Source organism: Streptomyces sp. NPDC023838 (assembly GCF_040639555.1).
Classification (GTDB): Bacteria; Actinomycetota; Actinomycetes; order Streptomycetales; family Streptomycetaceae; genus Streptomyces.
Map to the genome: position 1 here is coordinate 109,875 of NZ_JBFAAD010000015.1, position 17,666 is coordinate 127,540.

Annotated in this window: 6 protein-coding genes; 5 read left to right on the top strand and 1 reads right to left on the bottom strand. The window is 73.8% G+C overall.

Features of this window, described 5'->3' with window-relative positions:
- Positions 1 to 136: 136 nt before the first annotated feature.
- The 4 genes from AB0G17_RS20050 (at position 137) to ccrA (ending at position 5,302) form a co-directional block, all read left to right on the top strand.
- Entirely contained in the window at positions 137 to 1,606 is a 1,470-nt protein-coding gene (locus tag AB0G17_RS20050) for a hypothetical protein (RefSeq protein WP_361384118.1), read from the top strand.
- The gene (locus AB0G17_RS20055) at positions 1,603 to 2,970 is read left to right on the top strand and encodes a replicative DNA helicase (RefSeq protein WP_361384121.1); all 1,368 of its coding nucleotides are present in this window, start codon (positions 1,603 to 1,605) and stop codon (positions 2,968 to 2,970) included. The genes AB0G17_RS20050 and AB0G17_RS20055 overlap by 4 nt, the downstream gene beginning before the upstream one ends.
- Before the next feature lie 180 nt (positions 2,971 to 3,150).
- A complete protein-coding gene (locus AB0G17_RS20060; protein ID WP_361384124.1) occupies positions 3,151 to 3,798 on the top strand; it encodes an NAD(P)-binding domain-containing protein in 648 nt (215 codons plus the stop codon).
- Between the two features lie 172 nt (positions 3,799 to 3,970).
- The gene (gene ccrA / locus AB0G17_RS20065) at positions 3,971 to 5,302 is read left to right on the top strand and encodes a crotonyl-CoA carboxylase/reductase (RefSeq protein WP_361384127.1); all 1,332 of its coding nucleotides are present in this window, start codon (positions 3,971 to 3,973) and stop codon (positions 5,300 to 5,302) included.
- A gap of 102 nt (positions 5,303 to 5,404) precedes the next feature.
- Here ccrA and AB0G17_RS20070 read toward each other — a convergent pair whose 3' ends face one another.
- Entirely contained in the window at positions 5,405 to 8,161 is a 2,757-nt protein-coding gene (locus AB0G17_RS20070; RefSeq protein WP_361384131.1) for an AAA family ATPase, read from the bottom strand.
- Between the two features lie 903 nt (positions 8,162 to 9,064).
- Between AB0G17_RS20070 and AB0G17_RS20075 the strand changes: the two genes are divergently transcribed.
- On the top strand, positions 9,065 to 17,578 hold the full coding sequence (locus AB0G17_RS20075) for a type I polyketide synthase (RefSeq protein WP_361384134.1): 8,514 nt from the start codon (positions 9,065 to 9,067) through the stop codon (positions 17,576 to 17,578).
- Positions 17,579 to 17,666 lie beyond the last annotated feature (88 nt).

The window sequence follows — 17,666 nt, forward strand, 5'->3', positions numbered from 1 at the left end:
TCCGATGCGGCCGACAGCTCGCTCCCTCATGGCTCCCCGAATCCGGGGACACGACCACCATGCACCGCCCGCACCACCCGTACCGCCCACGCCCCCCATACCTCCCACACCCCTGCCGCCAGCTCGGCGGTGCCCGATGAGCGAGGACCTGAGCAGCAGCCGCCTGGAACGGGCCTGGGAGCTGCCCGAAGAGGTCGTCATGACCCGGGTGGTGGTGGAGACCGCCGGATTCCAGCCCGAGGACCTCGGCGTCCTCGCCGCCCTGTTGCTGCGCGACCCGCGGCTGCCCTCGACCCTGGACGCGATCCGCAAGGACCTTCAGGCGGCGGGCTGGAAGATGGGCAAGGACCGCTTCGCGGGGGTCGTGGGGCGCCTGAAGAAGGCGGGCCACATCGCCCATCTGCCCGTCTTCGACGAGGAGACGCAGCGGCCCACCTGGATCACCCGGGTCTTCCGCAACCCCGCCAACAACCAGCAGTACGTCGACCTGGGCATCGCCGGATCCCTGCAGGCCGGGGGCGGAATGCGGGAAAACAGCGGTCCGGGGCAGGGGGGCTTCGCCGGGAGTCTGGAAACCCGCGTTTCGCCTGGTCAGGGCCGGAATGCGGAAAACCCGCCGACCGGCTCCGGAAGTCGGCAAACCAGCGATCGGCAAACCCGCGTTTCGCCTGGACAGCGCCAGAATGCGGATAAGTCGCCTTACGCCGTCCTGCCCCCCACTCCCCCCTATAGGGAGGAGGAGGATTCCTCCTCCCTTCCCTCCTCCGCTTCCGACGGCTCCTTGCCGCCCTCCGCCGCCGAGGTCTTTGCGGCGGAGGAGTTCCTCGCCGAGCTGCCGGGGCGGTGGGCGTGCGGGCGCAAGACGGCCGCCGCTCTCGCGGCCCTGCTCGCGGGCACGGCGGCCCGCCAGGGCTGGACCCTGGGGGAGGAGCTGGTGGAGGAGCTGACCCGGCGCACCTCGGGACGGCGTACGGCGGCCGCGGTACTGCGGGACCGGATCGAGGACCTGCCGCGCTTTCGCGCGCGCCGCCGCGCCCCGGCACCGGAGCCGTACCCGGGCCGCAGCGCCTACCCCGCCGACGCGCACCGCACCGCCGACGCCGGCCTCGCCGGTGCGGTGGTGACGCACGCACAGGTGGAGCGGGCGCGCGAGCTCCTGCTGACCCTGTCGGGGCCGTGGGTGCTGGCTCCCGAGAGCGCCGCCCGGATCGCTCCCGTACTCGCCGCCAGGGCCCAGGAGCGGGGCTGGGAGCTGGATCAGGTGCTGCGGGCCCAGCTGATGTCGAACCCGGACGGCATCAACAACTACGAACTCACCCTGGAGACCGTGAGGGTCGGGCGGCTGCCCCACCGGCGGCCGGCCCCGGCGGCCGGTGCGGCCGAAGGAGGTGCGAGCGGGGGCAAGGCGACCGGGGGACGTGCGGACCGGGCCCGGCCGGTGGCGGCGTGGTGCGAGCACCCCGACTGCGATCCGGTCAGCCGGCTGCGCACGGTGCGCGACGAGGACGGCTTCCAGCGCTCGGCCCCGTGCCCCCTGTGCTGTCCGACCGCGCGGGTCGGGGCGTTCGGCCGGTCCCTGCGGCACGACAGGAGCCCCGTCTCATGAACAGCACGGACAGCAGCGCGGCCGGCAGCGCGCACAGCTGCGAAGAACCGTATGACAGGGAGGCCGAACAGGCGGTCCTGGGAGCCCTGTTGCTGGTGCCGCGTGCCGTCGACACGGTGGTCTCGGTCCTGCGCTCCGGCGCGGACTTCTACGAGGCGGCCCACGAGGAGGTCTACCGGGCCGTTCTCGCCGTGCACGACCGGCCCGGGGTGCGGGCCGACCCGATCACGGTCGCCGCCGAGCTGGGCCGGCGCGGCTCGCTGGCACGGGTCGGCGGCGCCTCCTATCTGCACACCCTGGTGCAGGCGGTGCCGACGGCAGCCAATGCCGAGCACTACGCCGAGAAGGTCGCCGAGGCGGCCAGACGGCGCGATCTGATCCGTGCGCTCACCGCGGGCCTGCAGCGGGCCCGGCTGCTCGACAACAGCCCCGAGGAGGCGGCGGAGGCCACCCTGGCCGAGTTGCGGCGGCTGGCCGGCAACGGCGGTGAGCAGCGTGGGCTGTGGCTCGGCGATCTGGTGCCGCAGTTCGTGGACGAGCTGGAGGCGGGCAGCGATCCCGACGCCCTCGACACCCCGTGGCCGGACCTGAACGCGGTGGTGGAACTCAAGCCCGGCCAGCTGATCACGGTCGGCGCCGCGACCGGCGGCGGCAAGTCGCTGTTCGCGATGAACCTGGTGGCGCACGTGGGGCTGCGGCGGGCGCGCCCGGTCCTGATGGCGTCGCTGGAGATGGGCAGCAAGGAGCTGGTGGCCCGGCTGTTCGCGTCGGAGGCCACGGTGCCGCTGGACCGGCTGGTACGCCGGCGGGTCGAGGACCGGGACTGGGAGCGGATGGCGGCGGTCGCCGGGATGCTGCAGCAGGCCCCGGTGGTCCTGGACGACTCCCCGTCGCTGACGGTGGGCACGCTGCGCTCGCGGATCCGCTGGATGGCCGCGCAGGGGCGGCCGCCCGCGCTCGTCGTCGTCGACTACCTCCAGCTGCTGACCCCGGAGCGGTCCGGGCGGGCCACCACGCGGGCCCAGGAGGTGGGGGACATCTCGCGCGGACTGAAGCTGCTGGCGGGGGAGTTCGGGGTGCCGGTGGTCGCGCTCGCCCAGTTCAACCGGGGCTCCGTGGGCCGCCGTCCGCTGGTCAGCGACTTCAAGGAGTCCTCGGCGATCGAGCAGGACTCGAACGTGATCGTGCTGCTGCACCGTGAGCTCGACGGGGACGGCGGCGACACCGGCCCCAAGGCGGGGACGGTCGAGGCGATCGTCGCCAAGAACCGCAACGGCGCCGCGGGCCGGGTCGTCGACCTCGCGTTCCAGGGGCACTACGGACGGCTGACCTCGCTCCACGGCAGCCGGGACGCGTTCGCGTAGGTCGCCCTCCGCGTGCTGTCATCCCGGCCCGGCCCGGCCCGGCACGTACACGTACGCGTACACGTACGCCCGAAACCGGGCGGGCGACCGGTTCGGGAAGATCAACAGGACTGCGTGGGTTGGCGCGAGAGCACGTGCACCGTCATCTTTCAGAATCTTTCAGAGAAACGGCTTATCCAGATGAAGATCGCCCTGCTCGGGACCGGCAACGTCGCCAAGGTCCTCGCCCCCAAGCTTGTCTCCCTCGGTCACGAGGTCACGCTGGGTTCGCGTGACCCCGGCAACTCCGCGGGCGCGCAGTGGGCCGGGGACCACGGCGTTGCTCTCACCGGCATAGCCGAGGCCGCGGCCGGCGCCGAGTTCGTGGTGAACACCGCGCCCGGCCTCGCCTCGCTGGACGTCCTCACCGCGGCCGGCGCCGACAACCTGCGCGGCAAGGTCGTCGTGGACGTCTCCAACGCCACGGAGGTCAAGGACGGCGTCCTGGGCGTCGTCACCCAGGCCGACGGCTCCAGCGTCGCCGAGCAGCTCCAGAAGGCCTTCCCCGAGGCCAGGATCGTGAAGGCGCTCAACACCATGGCCGGGCAGGTCATGGTCGACCCCGGCCGCATCCCGGGCCACCACACCGTCTTCCTCAGCGGTGACGACGCGGCCGCCAAGGCGGAGGTCGCCGACCTGCTGAAGTCGTTCGGCTGGGGCGAGGCCCAGATCCTCGACATCGGCGACGTGGTCAGCGCCCGTGCCACCGAGGCCGCGCTGCTGCTGTTCGTACGCCTCTACACCACGTTCCAGAGCCCGGAGTTCAACCTGTCGGTCGCCCGCGCCTGACCCGCGGGTGCGGCCCGGGCCGCGAGCCGGCGTGTGACGTCGGCTCGCGGACGGGCGTAACCCCTGCTCACAGCGATAGGGGTGGCTCGCGAAAGCTAAGGGTTGGGCCGTGCGGAAGCCGCCCGTAACGTCGTCGGCGCTGGGTGCCGTGACCGAGGGAGAGGGAACTGCCATGGACGCTTTGGCCGAAGCGGTGATCGCCGGAGCCCCGCCGGGCGAGCTGGAGCGTGCTGTGGTGCCGTACGAGTACACCGCGGCCCATCTGCGCAAGGACGAGGTGGACGTGTTCGGCGGCGCGGCCGACCGGGACGTGCGCGAGTCGCTGCACGTGGGCCCGGTGCCGATGCCGGAGCTGGCTCCGGACGAGGTCCTGATCGCCACGATGGCCAGCTCCGTCAACCACCACACGGTGGCGTCCGCGACGTTCACACCGCGCCCGGCGTTCGACTTCCTGGCCCAGCTGGGCGAGCAGGGCGGCTTTGAGCAGCGGCACGACCAGCCCTTCCACGCGATCGGCTCGGACGCGGCCGGGGTCGTGGTGCGGGTGGGGTCGGCGGTGCGCCGCTGGAAGGTGGGCGACCACGTGGTGGTGGCCGGTGCGTGGGTCGACTCCCAGGAGCCCGCCACCCACGCGGACGGCATGATCGGCGGCGAGCAGCGGATCTGGGGCGCCGAGACCAACTACGGTGGCCTGGCCCACTATTCGGTCGCCCGCGCCGACCAGGTGCTGCCCAAGGCGCCGCACCTGACGTGGGAGGAGGCGGCCTCCAGCACCCTGTGCGCCACGACCGCGTACCGGATGCTGGTGGGGGAGCACGGCGCCCGCGTCAAGCAGGGCGACATCGTCCTGATCTGGGGCGCGGCGGGCGGCATCGGCTCCTTCGCCGTCCAGCTCGTACGCAACGCGGGCGGCATCGCGGTCGGTGTGGTCTCGGGCGCCGACAAGGCGCGCCGGCTGGCCGGACTGGGCTGTGACCTGGTGATCGACCGGACCGAACTGGGCCTGGACGACCCCGGGCTGAGCACGGCCGACCGGGGGCGCAGGCTGGGCCGGCTGATCAGGAACGCGTTCGGCGAGGACCCGCACATCGCGTTCGACGCCACCGGTGAGAAGACGTTCGGGATCTCGGTGTACGTCGTGCGGCGCGGCGGGGCCGTGGTGACCTGCGGCTCCGACTCCGGGTCCTGGCACAACTTCGACAACCGCTATCTGTGGATGAACCTCAAGCGGGTCATCGGCTCGCACGCCGCCAACTACCAGGAGGCGTGGGAGTGCAACCGGCTCCTCACCCTGGGGCGGCTCTCCCCGGTGCTCTCGCGCACCTACCCGCTGGCCGAGGTCGGCGAGGCCGCCCGGCTGGTGCAGAACAACGAGCACATCGGCAAGGTCGGGGTGTTGTGCCTGGCCCCGCGCGAGGGCCTGGGGGTCGCCGACCCGGTCCTGCGCGAGCGGATCGGCGAGAGGAAGCTGACCCCGTTCCGGGTCGGGGCGCCGACCGGCTGAACGGGGGGCGGCGCGGGCCGGCCGCGCCGGCGGCGCCGTATCCCTGACGGATACGGGCCGGCCGGCGCGGCCGGCCCCGCTCCCGTGGTCACGGGAGCGGGCTCACGCGGTGGTCCGCGAACTGCTCGGCGAGGCGCCGTGCAGGGACGGGGACACCCGGGCCTGCAGGGCGCTGCGCCCGCCCACCCTCAGCTTGCGGTAGACCCGGGTGAGGTGCTGCTCGACCGTGCTGACCGTGATGTACAGACGGCTCGCGATCTCACGGTTGGTGTAGCCGCGGGCGGCCAGCTCGGCGACCCGCAGCTCGGCCTCGCTGAGCACCCGTCGCAGGTCGTCCTCGGCCGGCGCGGGCACTCCCGCGCCGGTGCGCGGAGCCGGGGGCCTGGGCGCCAGCGCCGCGCGTACGTGAGCCTCGGCCCCGCACTGGGCGGCCGTCTGCCAGATCCGGCGGGCGGTGAAGCGCGCCCGGTGCGAGTCGCCCAGCTCCAGGTACGCCCGGTTGAGGTCGATCAGGGTGGCGAGCAGCTCGACCGGGAGCCGGGCGGCGTCGAGGAGTTCGGCGGACTCGCGCAGCAGCCCCACCGCCTGGCGCGGCTTCACGGTGCCCGCGCGCAGCCGCAGCAGCGGGCCGTGCACCCGTGGGTGGCGGGCACCCGGCCGGGCCTCCTGGGCGTCCAGGATCTTGGCGGCCCGTTCGGTCTGGCCGAGTCCGAGCAGGGCCTCGGCCACGCCGAGGCGCCAGGGCACGACGGCGGGGATGTCCATGTCCCACGTCTTCATCAGCCCGCCGCACGCCATGAAGTCCCGCAGCGCCGGCAAGTAGCGCCCCTCGGCGAGGTGGTGCTGTCCCCGGGCCTCCAGGTAATGCAGGTGGTAGCGGGTCCTGGGGGCGTCCTCGGGGAGGGGGAAGGCCACCCACTCGGCCGCGGTGCTGTGGTGGCCCATCGCGGTCGCGGCGGAGATGAGCGAGGCCAGCGGCAGTTCGATCTGGGGTCCCCAGGCGCGGGGGCTCATCCGCTGCAGGGCGTCCCGGGCGAGCCTGACGGCCTCCGGCAGGTCGCCGCGCCGGCGGGCCACCTCGGCCAGGGCGGCGGCCTGCACCGCGCGCCACGTGAGGAAGCCGGGCCCGTCGTCCTGGAAGAACCGGGTGGTCCAGTAGTGGGCGCGGTCGAGCTCGTGGGCGTAGACGAGCACGCACACCGCGCTGCCGCGCGGGCCGGTCCAGTACTCCGGCGCCTGGCCGCCGCCCAGGATGTCCTCGGCGAGACGGGCGGCCTCCGTGTGGTCCCCGGCCTGGAGGTGGTCCCACATCATCACTTCGGAGGGCTGGGCGGCCGCCGGGTCCTCGTCGTCGGGCAGGGGCGCGGTGGGCGGCTCCTGCAGTAAGGCCGCCGACTCGGGGTGCGTGCTGAGCAGCGACCGGGTGGTGGTGCGCAGGGCCCGGCCGACCTCGGGGGCGTGCTCGCGCGCGCGGATGGCGCTCAGGATGTCGGCGCCCTCCTCGTCGCGGCCGTGCCAGGCGAGGGCGCGGGCCAGGATGACGGCGTCCAGGTCCGGCAGCTGGCCCTGCTCGAAGGCGCTGAGCAGCGCGGCGAAGTGGGGGGTCGCGCGGGCCGGGTTCATCAGCCACTCGACGCGGACCTTGGCGGCGGTGATCAGTGCCCGCTCCTCGCCGTCGCGGGACTCGCGCAGCGCGAGGTCGAGGTACTGCAGGGCCAGGCCCACCTCCTTGCGCTCCAGGGCCTCCTCCGCGGCCCGGCGCAGCAGCGGTACGTGCCACGGCAGGTCGATGCGGTCGGCTGCGGCCAGGTGCTGGGCGATCGCGATGGGGCAGGCGCCCTCGCCGTGCAGCAGTTCGGCGGCGCGCAGCCGCAGTCCGGAGGCGTCGCGCAGGGCGGGGTCGTTGAGCACGGCGGCCGCGGCCGCCGGGTGGCGCAGCTCTCCGTCCTCGCCGAGCAGCCCGGCCTCCAGGAGCGCGGCGGTGAAGCGGTTGACGACCCGGCGGGACAGGCCGGTCAGTTCGGACATCAGCTGGGGGGTGGCGTAGAAGCCGAGCAGGGCGACGGCCCGGGCCACTTCGAGACCGGGCGCCCCGCTGTGGTGCAGACAGGCGAGCACCGCGGTGGCGGAGGCCTCGCCGGGACGAAGGGGCTCCTCGCCGCCTTCCGGATGGTGCGTCAGATGCTCTTCCAGCAGCGCCCGGATCACCAGGGGGTTTCCCCCGCCGGCCGCGTGGGCCGCGGGGGCGAGCCGGTCCGCGGTGTCCTGGTCGAGCCGTTCGGCGAGGACGGCGGCGACTCCGCGCACCGACAGCAGCGGGAGCTGGATCTGGCGGTGGTGCGGCTCGCGGAACAGTTCGGCGTGGAAGAGCGGGATGGTCTGCTGCGAGCACTCGCCGGTGACGAGCACCAGCGTGACCGGCGCGGTGCGGGAGTGCCGGATGAGGTGGAGCAGGCCGTTGAGGGAATCGGCGTCGGTGAGGTGGACGTCGTCGGCGATCAGCAGGAGCGGGGTGCGGGCCGCCGAGCGCAGCAGGTCGTGGCAGACGCTCAGGATGAGCTGCGGGGACAGGGTGCCGCCGGAGGAGGCCAGTCGGGCCCGCAGTTCGTCCGCCGAGGGGCAGGTCTCCAGGATCTGCCCGAAGATACCGAGACCGGGCCCGGCGTCGGCCGCCGACGCGTGGGTCCGTACGACCCGGACGCCCCGTTCGGCGGCCAGCGCGGCGAGCTGGTGGGTGAGTTCGGTCTTCCCCGAGCCGACCGGGCCGGTGATGGTGACGACTTGCCCGAAGCCGCCGAGCGCTTCGCCGAGAACGTTTTCCAGGAGGGACAGTTCTTCCGCGCGCTCGACGAATGCCATCCTCTTCCCTTTTGCCTCACCTCTGCCGATCCGGCGCGCCATTGGACCGTGATCGGGCGAGCTGTCTGTTTTCTTCGAAAGTGCGGTAGGGGCATTCCGTCGGGCGTCGTGCACGCCGTCGGAGCGGCCTCGTGCAAAGGTCATGCGTCCCCCGTGCCATGGTGACCAGTTCTGGCCTTCGTATTGCTGTCCGTGATTGTAATGAGTGGTTGATTCGGATGGGCGGAAGGGCCGTCGAAGCTGCGGTGGTCCGGGCCGGCCCGACCATGAAGAGGAGTTGAATATTCCGGTTGCACTACCCTCGGTGATCGGTTGATTTCACCGATTGGCTGGGATTGATCGCTCTTTCCGGAGAGTCAACCTAGTGAGGCGCACCCCCTAGCGGTCAACCCCTACAGGTCATTCCACCTGCGGAGATGGCGTTTGCGTCGCCCCGGCGCCGCCCCGGCGTGCGGGGCAGGGGCCACCGGCCCCGTAAGGCACGCGAGTACCCCTACCCCGTAATGCCCGGGAAACAGGAGATAGGGGAGCAAGGTAAGGGTTGGCCTGCGACGGGACCGCAAGTAGCGTTTTGCCTGTCCGAATTCACCGCGCAATCACAGGCCGCTCACTGAGCTCTCATCGTGCAATAACGGGCGGCTCATCCACTGGTTTCCGCAATTCGGAAAAGCGGCTGGAGAGCTTGTGTCGAACGTCACTTCCGTCGGCGGTCGGCGCAGGCGGCCGGGGTGCCGGAAACCGGCCGCGCGACCGGTTTTCCGAAACGCTTGTCCCGCGGGCCCCGCGCGTGTGCGGAGCCCGCGGCGGACCGGGGGAGCGCCGGGAGAAACCACCCGCGAAAGCGCCCCGAGAACGCGTCCAGGAACGTCTGAGCAAGCCTGAAAGGAAGGCGAGGGTACGGCCATGACCGACGAACCCCGTTTCGACAGCGGCCCCCAGGACCAGCCGGCCCCGGCGGAGCCCGTCGCCGTCGTCGGTCTGGCCTGCCGTCTGCCCGGCGCTGCCGACCCGGCCGCCTTCTGGGAGCTGTTGCGCACCGGCACCGAGGCGGTCACCGACGTGCCGTCCACCCGGCTCGCCTTCGGCCCCCGGCCCGAGGGGGCCCGTCCGCTGCGGGGCGGGTTCATCGACGGCCCCGACCGGTTCGACCCGGAGTTCTTCGGCGTCTCCCCGCGCGAGGCCGCCGACATGGACCCCCAGCAGCGGCTCGCCCTGGAACTGGCCTGGGAGGCCCTGGAGGACGCCGGCATCGTGCCCGCCGCCCTCAAGGACACCCGCACCGGTGTCTACCTCGGCGCGATCTGGGACGACTACGCCAAGCTCGCCCACCAGCGGGGCGCCGACGCCGTCAACGGCCGCTCCCTGGCGGGCCAGAGCCGCGGCGTCATCGCCAACCGCGTCTCCTACGTGCTGGGCCTGCAGGGCCCCAGCATCGTCGTCGACACCGCCCAGTCCTCCTCGCTCGTCGCCATCCAGCTGGCCTGCGAGAGTCTGCGCGGCGGACAGAGCGACCTGGCCCTGGCGGGCGGGGTCAGCCTCAATCTTCTCCCCGAGGGCTTCACCGCGGCCGAGCGCTTCGGTGCCCTCTCGCCGACCGGCCGGGCGTCCGTGTTCGACGCCCGCGCCGACGGCTACGTACGCGGCGAGGGCGGCGGTGTCGTCGTGCTCAAAACACTCCGGAAAGCCCTCGCCGACGCCGACACCGTGTACTGCGTGATCCGAGGGGGCGCCGTCAACAACGACGGCGGCGGTGACACCCTCACCGCTCCCCGCGAGAGCGCGCAGCGCGACGTCCTGCAACGGGCCTACGAAGATGCGGGAGTGGACCCCGCGCAGGTGCGTTTCGTGGAACTGCACGGCACGGGAACCCCCGTCGGCGATCCCATAGAGGCGTCCGCGCTGGGCGCGGTCATCGGCCGCGCCCAGCCGGACGCCTCGCCCCTCCTGGTCGGCTCGGTCAAGTCCAACATCGGGCACCTGGAGGGTGCGGCCGGCGTCGCCGGATTCCTCAAGGCCGCCCTCGCCCTGCACGAGCGCACCCTTCCGCCCAGCCTCCACTACGAGAGCCCCAACCCGGCGATCGATCCGGACGCCCTCGGCCTGCGGGTCGCGGCCGCCGCCGTCGACCTCACCCCCGAGCCGGGCGACGAGCGCCCGGTGTTCGCCGGGGTGAGCTCCTTCGGCATGGGCGGCACCAACTGCCACCTGGTGCTGTCGGACACCACCGGACTCCCCGTGCCCGCCTCCGGCGAACCCGCCTCCGGCGAACCCGCCTCCGGCCACCGCGCCGGCGGCCCACACCCCGTGCTGCTCTCCGGACACGTCGAGGGCGCGCTGCGCGACCAGGCCCGCCGGCTGCGCACCCACCTCGCCGGCCGCTCCGGCCCCGGCCTGCCCTCGCTCGCCCGTACGACCGCGCTCGCCCGCGCTCACCACCGTCATCGGGCCGTGCTGCTCGCCGACGACCGCGACGCCCTCGCCGCCGCTCTCGACGACCTGGCGGACGGTCGCACCTCACCGCGCGTCGTGCGCGCCGCCGCGGGCCGCACCGAGCCGCCCGTCGCCTTCCTCTTCACCGGCCAGGGCAGCCAGCGCCCCGGCATGGGCGCCGCCCTGCACGCCGCCCACCCGGTCTTCGCGGACGCCTTCGACGCCGCCTGCCGTGAGCTGGACGCCCACCTCGACCGGTCCGTACGCGACCTCGTCCTCGGCGGGCCGGACGCGCCCGACGCCGGCCTCCTCGACCAGACCGTCCACACCCAGGCGGCACTCTTCGCGTACGAGAGCGCCCTGTACCGCCTGCTGCGGCACTGGGGCATCACCCCTGCCGCCCTGCTCGGCCACTCCATCGGCGAGCTCACCGCCGCACACGCCGCCGGTGTGCTGTCACTCGCCGACGCGGCGGCCCTCGTCGCCGCGCGCGGCCGTCTCATGCAGGCCCTGCCCGAGGGCGGCGCGATGGTCTCCGTCCAGGCGTCGGAGGCCGAACTCGCCCCGGAGCTGGCCGGCTTCGCCGGACGCGTGGAGATCGCCGCGCTCAACGGCCCCGCCGCCACCGTCCTCGCCGGGGACGAGGACGCCGTCCTCGCCCTCGCCGGGCAGTGGCGGGAACGCGGCCGCAAGACCAAGCGGCTGCGGGTCAGCCACGCCTTCCACTCGCCGCACATGGACGGCATGCTCGACGACTTCCGCCGGATCGCGCGGAGCCTGACCTACCACCGCCCCCGGCTGCCGGTCGTCTCCAACCTGACCGGCCGCCCGGTCACGCCCGACGAACTGCTCGACCCCGAGCACTGGGTACGCCACGCCCGCGAGGGCGTCCGCTTCCTGGAGGGCATGCGCGCCCTGGAGGCCCGGGGCATCACGCTCCACCTCGAAGTCGGACCGGACGCGGTGCTCGCCACCATGGGGCGCGACTGCGTCGGCGCCGGCGCGGCCTTCCTGCCCACCGCCCGCTCCGGCCGCCCCGAGCCCGACACCCTCGCGGCCGCGGTCGCGGGACTGCACGTACGAGGCGTGCCCGTCGTCTGGGACCGCGTCCTGGAAGGCACGGGCGGGCAGCGTGTGCCCCTGCCCACGTACGCCTTCCAGCGGGAGAGCTACTGGCTCGCGGAGGGCGCCGACGCGCCGGCCGCGGCCGCGCCCGGCGCGGCAGGCGAGGCAGGCGCCCTGGCCTCAGCTCCGGCCGCGCCCCCCGCCGTAAACCCGGCCGGCGCCCCGCGGGAGCAGCTTGCCGCGCTGCCCGGCGCCGAGCGCGAGCGGGCGCTGGCGGACCTGGTCCTCGCTCAGGTTGCCGCCGTCCTCGGCCACGGCTCGCCCGAACGCGTCGAGCGGGAGCGCACGTTCAAGGACCTCGGCTTCGACTCACTGGCCGCCGTCGAGCTGCGCGACCTGCTCACCGAGTCCGCGGGCGTCACCCTGCCCTCCACCCTCGTCTTCGACCACCCCACCCCCGAGGCGTTGATCCGCCACCTCGGCGCCGAAGCGTTCGACGCCCCGGCGGCGGACCGGCCCGCCCGCGAGCGGGACGACGAGCCGGTCGCCATCGTCGGCATGGCCTGCCGCCTGCCCGGCGGGGTCGATTCCCCCGAGGCCCTGTGGAACCTGGTCGCCGAAGGGCGGGACGTCATCGGTGACTTCCCGGTCGACCGTGGGTGGGATGTGGAGGGTCTGTACAACCCGGACCGGTCGGTGGCGGGGACGTCGTACACGCGTCGGGGCGGGTTCCTGCACGAGGCGGCCGAGTTCGACGCGGAGTTCTTCGGTATCTCGCCGCGCGAGGCCCTGGCCATGGACCCACAGCAGCGCCTTCTGCTGGAGACGTCCTGGGAGGCCATCGAACGCGCCGGAATCGACCCCGCCACCCTGCGCGGCAGCAACACCGCCGTCTACGCGGGCGCGTTCGCCTTCCGTGACCACACCGCCCCCGGCGGCGGCCCCGACCCGCTTGAGGGCCAGCACATGACCGGCGGTGCCAGCAGTGTGCTGTCGGGGCGGGTGTCGTACACGTTCGGGTTCGAGGGCCCGGCGGTGACGGTGGACACCGCCTGCTCCTCGTCTCTGGTAGCCCTGCATCTCGCGGTTCAGGCGCTGCGGCGCGGTGAGTGTGATGTGGCGCTGGCGGGGGGTGTGACCGTCATGTCGACGCCGGGGACGTTTGTGGAGTTCTCCCGTCAGGGAGGACTCTCCGAGGACGGCCGCTGCCGCTCCTTCTCCGCCGATGCGGACGGCACGGGCTGGGCCGAGGGCGCGGGTGTCCTCCTGGTCGAGCGGCTCTCGGACGCCCAGCGCCTGGGCCACCAGGTTCTGGCGGTGGTGCGTGGTACGGCCGTCAACCAGGACGGTGCCTCCAACGGACTGACCGCCCCCAACGGCCCCTCCCAACAGCGTGTCATCCGCGCCGCCCTCGCCGACGCCCAGCTCACCCCCGCCGACATCGACGCCGTCGAAGCCCACGGCACCGGCACCCGCCTCGGCGACCCCATCGAGGCGCATGCGCTGCTCGCCACGTACGGACAGAACCGTCACGACAGCGAACCGCTCTGGCTCGGCTCCCTCAAGTCCAACCTCGGACACACCCAGGCCGCCGCCGGAGTCGGCGGCGTCATCAAGATGGTCATGGCCATGCGCCATGGGCTGCTGCCACAGACCCTGCACGCCGAGACGCCCTCGCCGTACATCGAGTGGGGGACGGGCGCGGTGGAGCTGCTCCACGAGGCACGTCAGTGGCCCGGGAACGGACGGCCGCGCCGGTCCGCGGTGTCCTCGTTCGGGATCAGCGGCACCAACGCCCACGTCGTCCTCGAATCCCCCGCCGAGGTCCCGTCCGACGCCCCTGCCCGGACCGTCGACTCCGGAGTCGTTCCGGTGGTCGTGTCGGCCCGGAGCGCCGAAGCCCTGCGCGGACAGGCCGGTCGTCTGGCCGACTTCCTCACCGAGCGGCCCGACGCCCGGCCCGCCGACATCGGCTACTCCCTGGCCACCACCCGCGCCGCCATGGAACACCGCGCCGTCATCGCCGCCGCCACCCGCGAGGAGTTGCTCACCGCGCTCGCGGCGCTCGCCGCCGGGGAGGACGACTCCCGCCTCGCCACTGGACAGTTGGCCGGCGGCGGGCTCGCGGTGCTGTTCACCGGCCAGGGCAGCCAGCGCCCCGGCATGGGGCGTGAACTGCATGAGACCCAGCCCGTCTTCCGGCAGGCCCTCGACGAGGCCTGCGCGCTGCTGGACGCCGAGCTCGCCGACGAGCTGGCCGAGGCCGAGGCCACCTCGCTGCGGGATCTCATGTTCGCCGCACCCGGCAGCCCTCAGGCCGAGGCCCTCGACCGTACGGTCTTCACGCAGGCCGCGCTGTTCGCCTACGAGACCGCTCTCTACCGGCAGGTCTCCGCCTGGGGCCTGACGCCCAGTCACCTGGCCGGGCACTCCGTGGGCGAAGTCGTCGCCGCACACGTTGCCGGCGTCCTCACCCTCACCGACGCCGCCACCCTCATCACCGCACGCGGCCGCCTCATGAACGCCCTGCCCCACGGCGGCACCATGATCTCCATCCGCGCAACCGAAGAACAAGTCACCACCGCCCTCGCCACCACCGGCGGCCAAGTGGCCATCGCCGCCGTCAACACCCCCACCTCCATCGTCATCTCCGGCGAGGAAGAAGCGGTCGTCAAGACCGCCGCCCTCCTGGAGGAACAAGGCGCCAAAACCCGCCGCCTCACCGTCAGCCACGCCTTCCACTCCCCCCTCATGGACCCCATGCTGGACGACTTCCACAAAGTCCTCAGCACCCTCACCTTCCACACCCCCCAAATCCCCGTCATCTCCAACCTCACCGGCAACCCGGCCACCGGCGACGACCTCACCACCCCCCACTACTGGCTCCGCCACATCCGCGAAGCCGTCCGCTTCGCCGACGGTGTCCATGCCCTGCGAGCCGAAGGCGTCAGCGCGTTCCTGGAGCTCGGGCCCGACGCCGTCCTCACCGCCCTCGGTGCGGAGACGCTGTCCGGCGAGGACGGCGACCCGCTGCTGGTCGCCGCCGTACGCCGGGACACGTCCGAGGTGACCGCGCTGGTCCGCGCGGTGGCCACACTGCACACGCGCGGCATCTCACCGCAGTGGGAAGCCGTCTTCGCCGGAAGCGGTGCCCGCACGGTGGAACTGCCCACCTACGCCTTCCAGCACAAGCGCTACTGGCACCGCCCGGCGGCCGCCGCCAGCGACGCCGCCGGGCTCGGCCTCGGCGTGACCGGGCACCCGCTGCTCGGCGCCGCCGTGCCGTTCGCCGACCACGACGGGATCCTGCTCACCGGCCGTCTGTCGACGGCGGCCCGCCCGTGGCTGGCCGACCACGCCGTCCTGGGCAACGTGCTCTTCCCCGGCACCGGTCTCGTCGAACTGGCCGTGCGCGCCGGTGACCAGGTCGGCGGCGGGGTGCTGGAGGAACTCATGCTGGAGGCGCCGCTCGTGCTGCCCGCACGGGGCGGTGTCCAGCTCCAGGTCGTCGTCGGGGAGGAGGACGAGAGCGGCCGACGGCCGGTCGCCGTCCACTCCCGGCCCGAGGGCGACGGGGCGGGGGAGTGGACCCGGCACGCGTCGGGTGTGCTCGCCCCGGAGGGCGAGGCGCCCGCCCCGGTCATCGAACCGGGCGGCGTGTGGCCGCCGTCGGGTGCCGAACCGGTGGACCTGGACGGTTGGTACGAGACGCTGGCGGAGCAGGGTTTCGCGTACGGCCCCGCCTTCCAAGGACTCAAGGCCGCCTGGCGGCGCGGCGACGAGGTGTTCGCCGAAGTCACCCTCGACGAAACACAGACCAACGAAGCCGCCCGCTACGGACTGCACCCAGCCCTCCTCGACTCCGCCCTGCACGCCATCGAACTCGGCGCCCTGCCCGCCACCCCCGGCCAGACCCGCCTCCCCTTCGCCTTCAACGGCGTACAACTCCACGCCACCGGCGCCCCCACCGCCCGCATCCGACTCGCCCCCACCGGACCCGAGTCCGTCTCGATCGAGGTGGCCGACGACGCGGGCAACCCCGTCGCGAGCGTCGGTTCGCTCGACCGCCGTGCCGTCTCCCGCGACCAGCTCAAGGCCGCGCGCGGCGCCGTCGACGACGCGCTGTTCGAGATGCGCTGGCGCCGCCCGCAGGGCGCGCCCGCACGGGCCGCGGCCGGCCAGAGCTGGACGGTCCTGGGCACGGCGCCCGAGGGTCTGGGGGTGACGGCGACCGAGGCCGCCGGCCTCGACGCCGTCGAGGAGGCGCCCGATGTGCTGCTGCTGCCGCTGACCGGGCGGGAAGTCGCACCCGACGACACCGCCGACGCGGTCCACGCGGTGACCCGCGACGTACTGGCGCTGGTGCAGGACTGGCTGGCCCGGGACCGCTTCCAGCGCGGGCGCCTGGTGGTGGCCACCACCGGTGCGGTCGCCACCGGCGACGGCGACGACGTGAGCGACCTGCCGCACGCCGCCGTGTGGGGTCTGCTGCGGTCGGCCCAGACCGAGAACCCGGACCGTATCGTCCTGGTCGACCTGGACGGGGCCCCGGAATCCTGGGCCGCGCTCGCGGACGTGGTGGCCGCGGGCGAGCCGCAGAACGCCGTACGGGCCGGCGCGGCGCTGGTGCCGAGGATGGCCAGGGCCGAGGGGCCCGCCGCCGAAGCCGGTGCCGGCGAAGCCCGCTTCGGCGAGGGCACGGTGCTCGTCACCGGTGCGACCGGTGCGCTGGGCGGCCTGTTCGTACGGCACCTGGTCACCGCGTACGGCGTACAGGACCTGCTGCTCGTCAGCCGTCGGGGCAAGGACGCCTCGGGGGCCGGCGAACTCGCCGCGGAACTGGACGGACTGGGGGCCCGGACCGCCTTCGCGGCCTGCGACACCGCCGACCGGACGGCCTTGGACGCGGTGCTCGCCGGTGTCCCCGCCGACCGGCCGGTCACCGCCGTCGTGCACATCGCCGGCGTCCTGGACGACGCGACGTTCGCGTCGCTCACCCCCGACAGCCTCGACCTGGTGCTGCGGCCCAAGGCCGACGCCGCCTGGAACCTGCACCGGGCCACCGCCCACCTGGACCTGAAGGCCTTTGTCCTGTTCTCCTCGATCCAGGGCTGGGTCGGCGGCGCCGGACAGGCCAACTACGCGGCGGGCAACGCCTTCCTGGACGCGCTCGCCGCCCACCGCCGCGCCCAGGGCCTCACCGCCACCTCACTGGCCTGGGGCCCCTGGGCCGAAGGCGGCATGGCCGCCCAGCTCAGCGCCGCCGACCAGGCACGCTTCGCCCGGGCGGGCATGACCGCACTGCCGCCGCAGCGGGGTCTGGCGCTGTTCGACGCGGCGCTCACCCTGGAGACGGCCGCACTGGCCCCGGTCATCTACGACCCCTCCGTCCTGCGCACCCGCGGCGCCGAACTCCCGCACCTGCTGCGCGGCCTGGTCCGGGTGCCGGCCCGCCGTACGGTCGCCGCGCACTCCGCGCAGGGCGGCGCGGCCCAGGGCCCGTCCCTGGCGGAGCGGCTGGCGCCGCTCTCCGCGCCGGAGCGGGAGAAGGCACTGGTCGATCTGGTGCGCACCGAGGTCGCGGCCGCCCTCGACTACGACTCCGCCGACGGCGTGGACGCCGTCAAGGGCTTCAAGGACCTGGGCCTGGACTCGCTGACCGCCGTCGAGCTGCGCAACCGGCTCGGCAAGGCGACAGGCCTGCGGCTGCCCGCCACCGTCGTCTTCAACTTCCCCACCCCGGCGGGTCTCGCCGGGCACCTGGCCGCCGAACTCTTCCCCGCCGGGACGCAGGAGGAGACGGAGGCCGGGTCCGCCGCGGCCGCGCCGGAGTCCGGGGCGGAGGCGGTCGAGCCGGACCTCATCGACGCCTTGGACGTGGAGGAGCTGATCCGGATGGCGCGCGAGGGCACCGAGTCCTGAGCCCGCGGCGCGGCCGGCCCCCGGTGCGCCCCGCCGGCCGCGCACCCCCCGTAGCCCAGACCGCCGCAGCCCAGACCGCCGAGCCCCA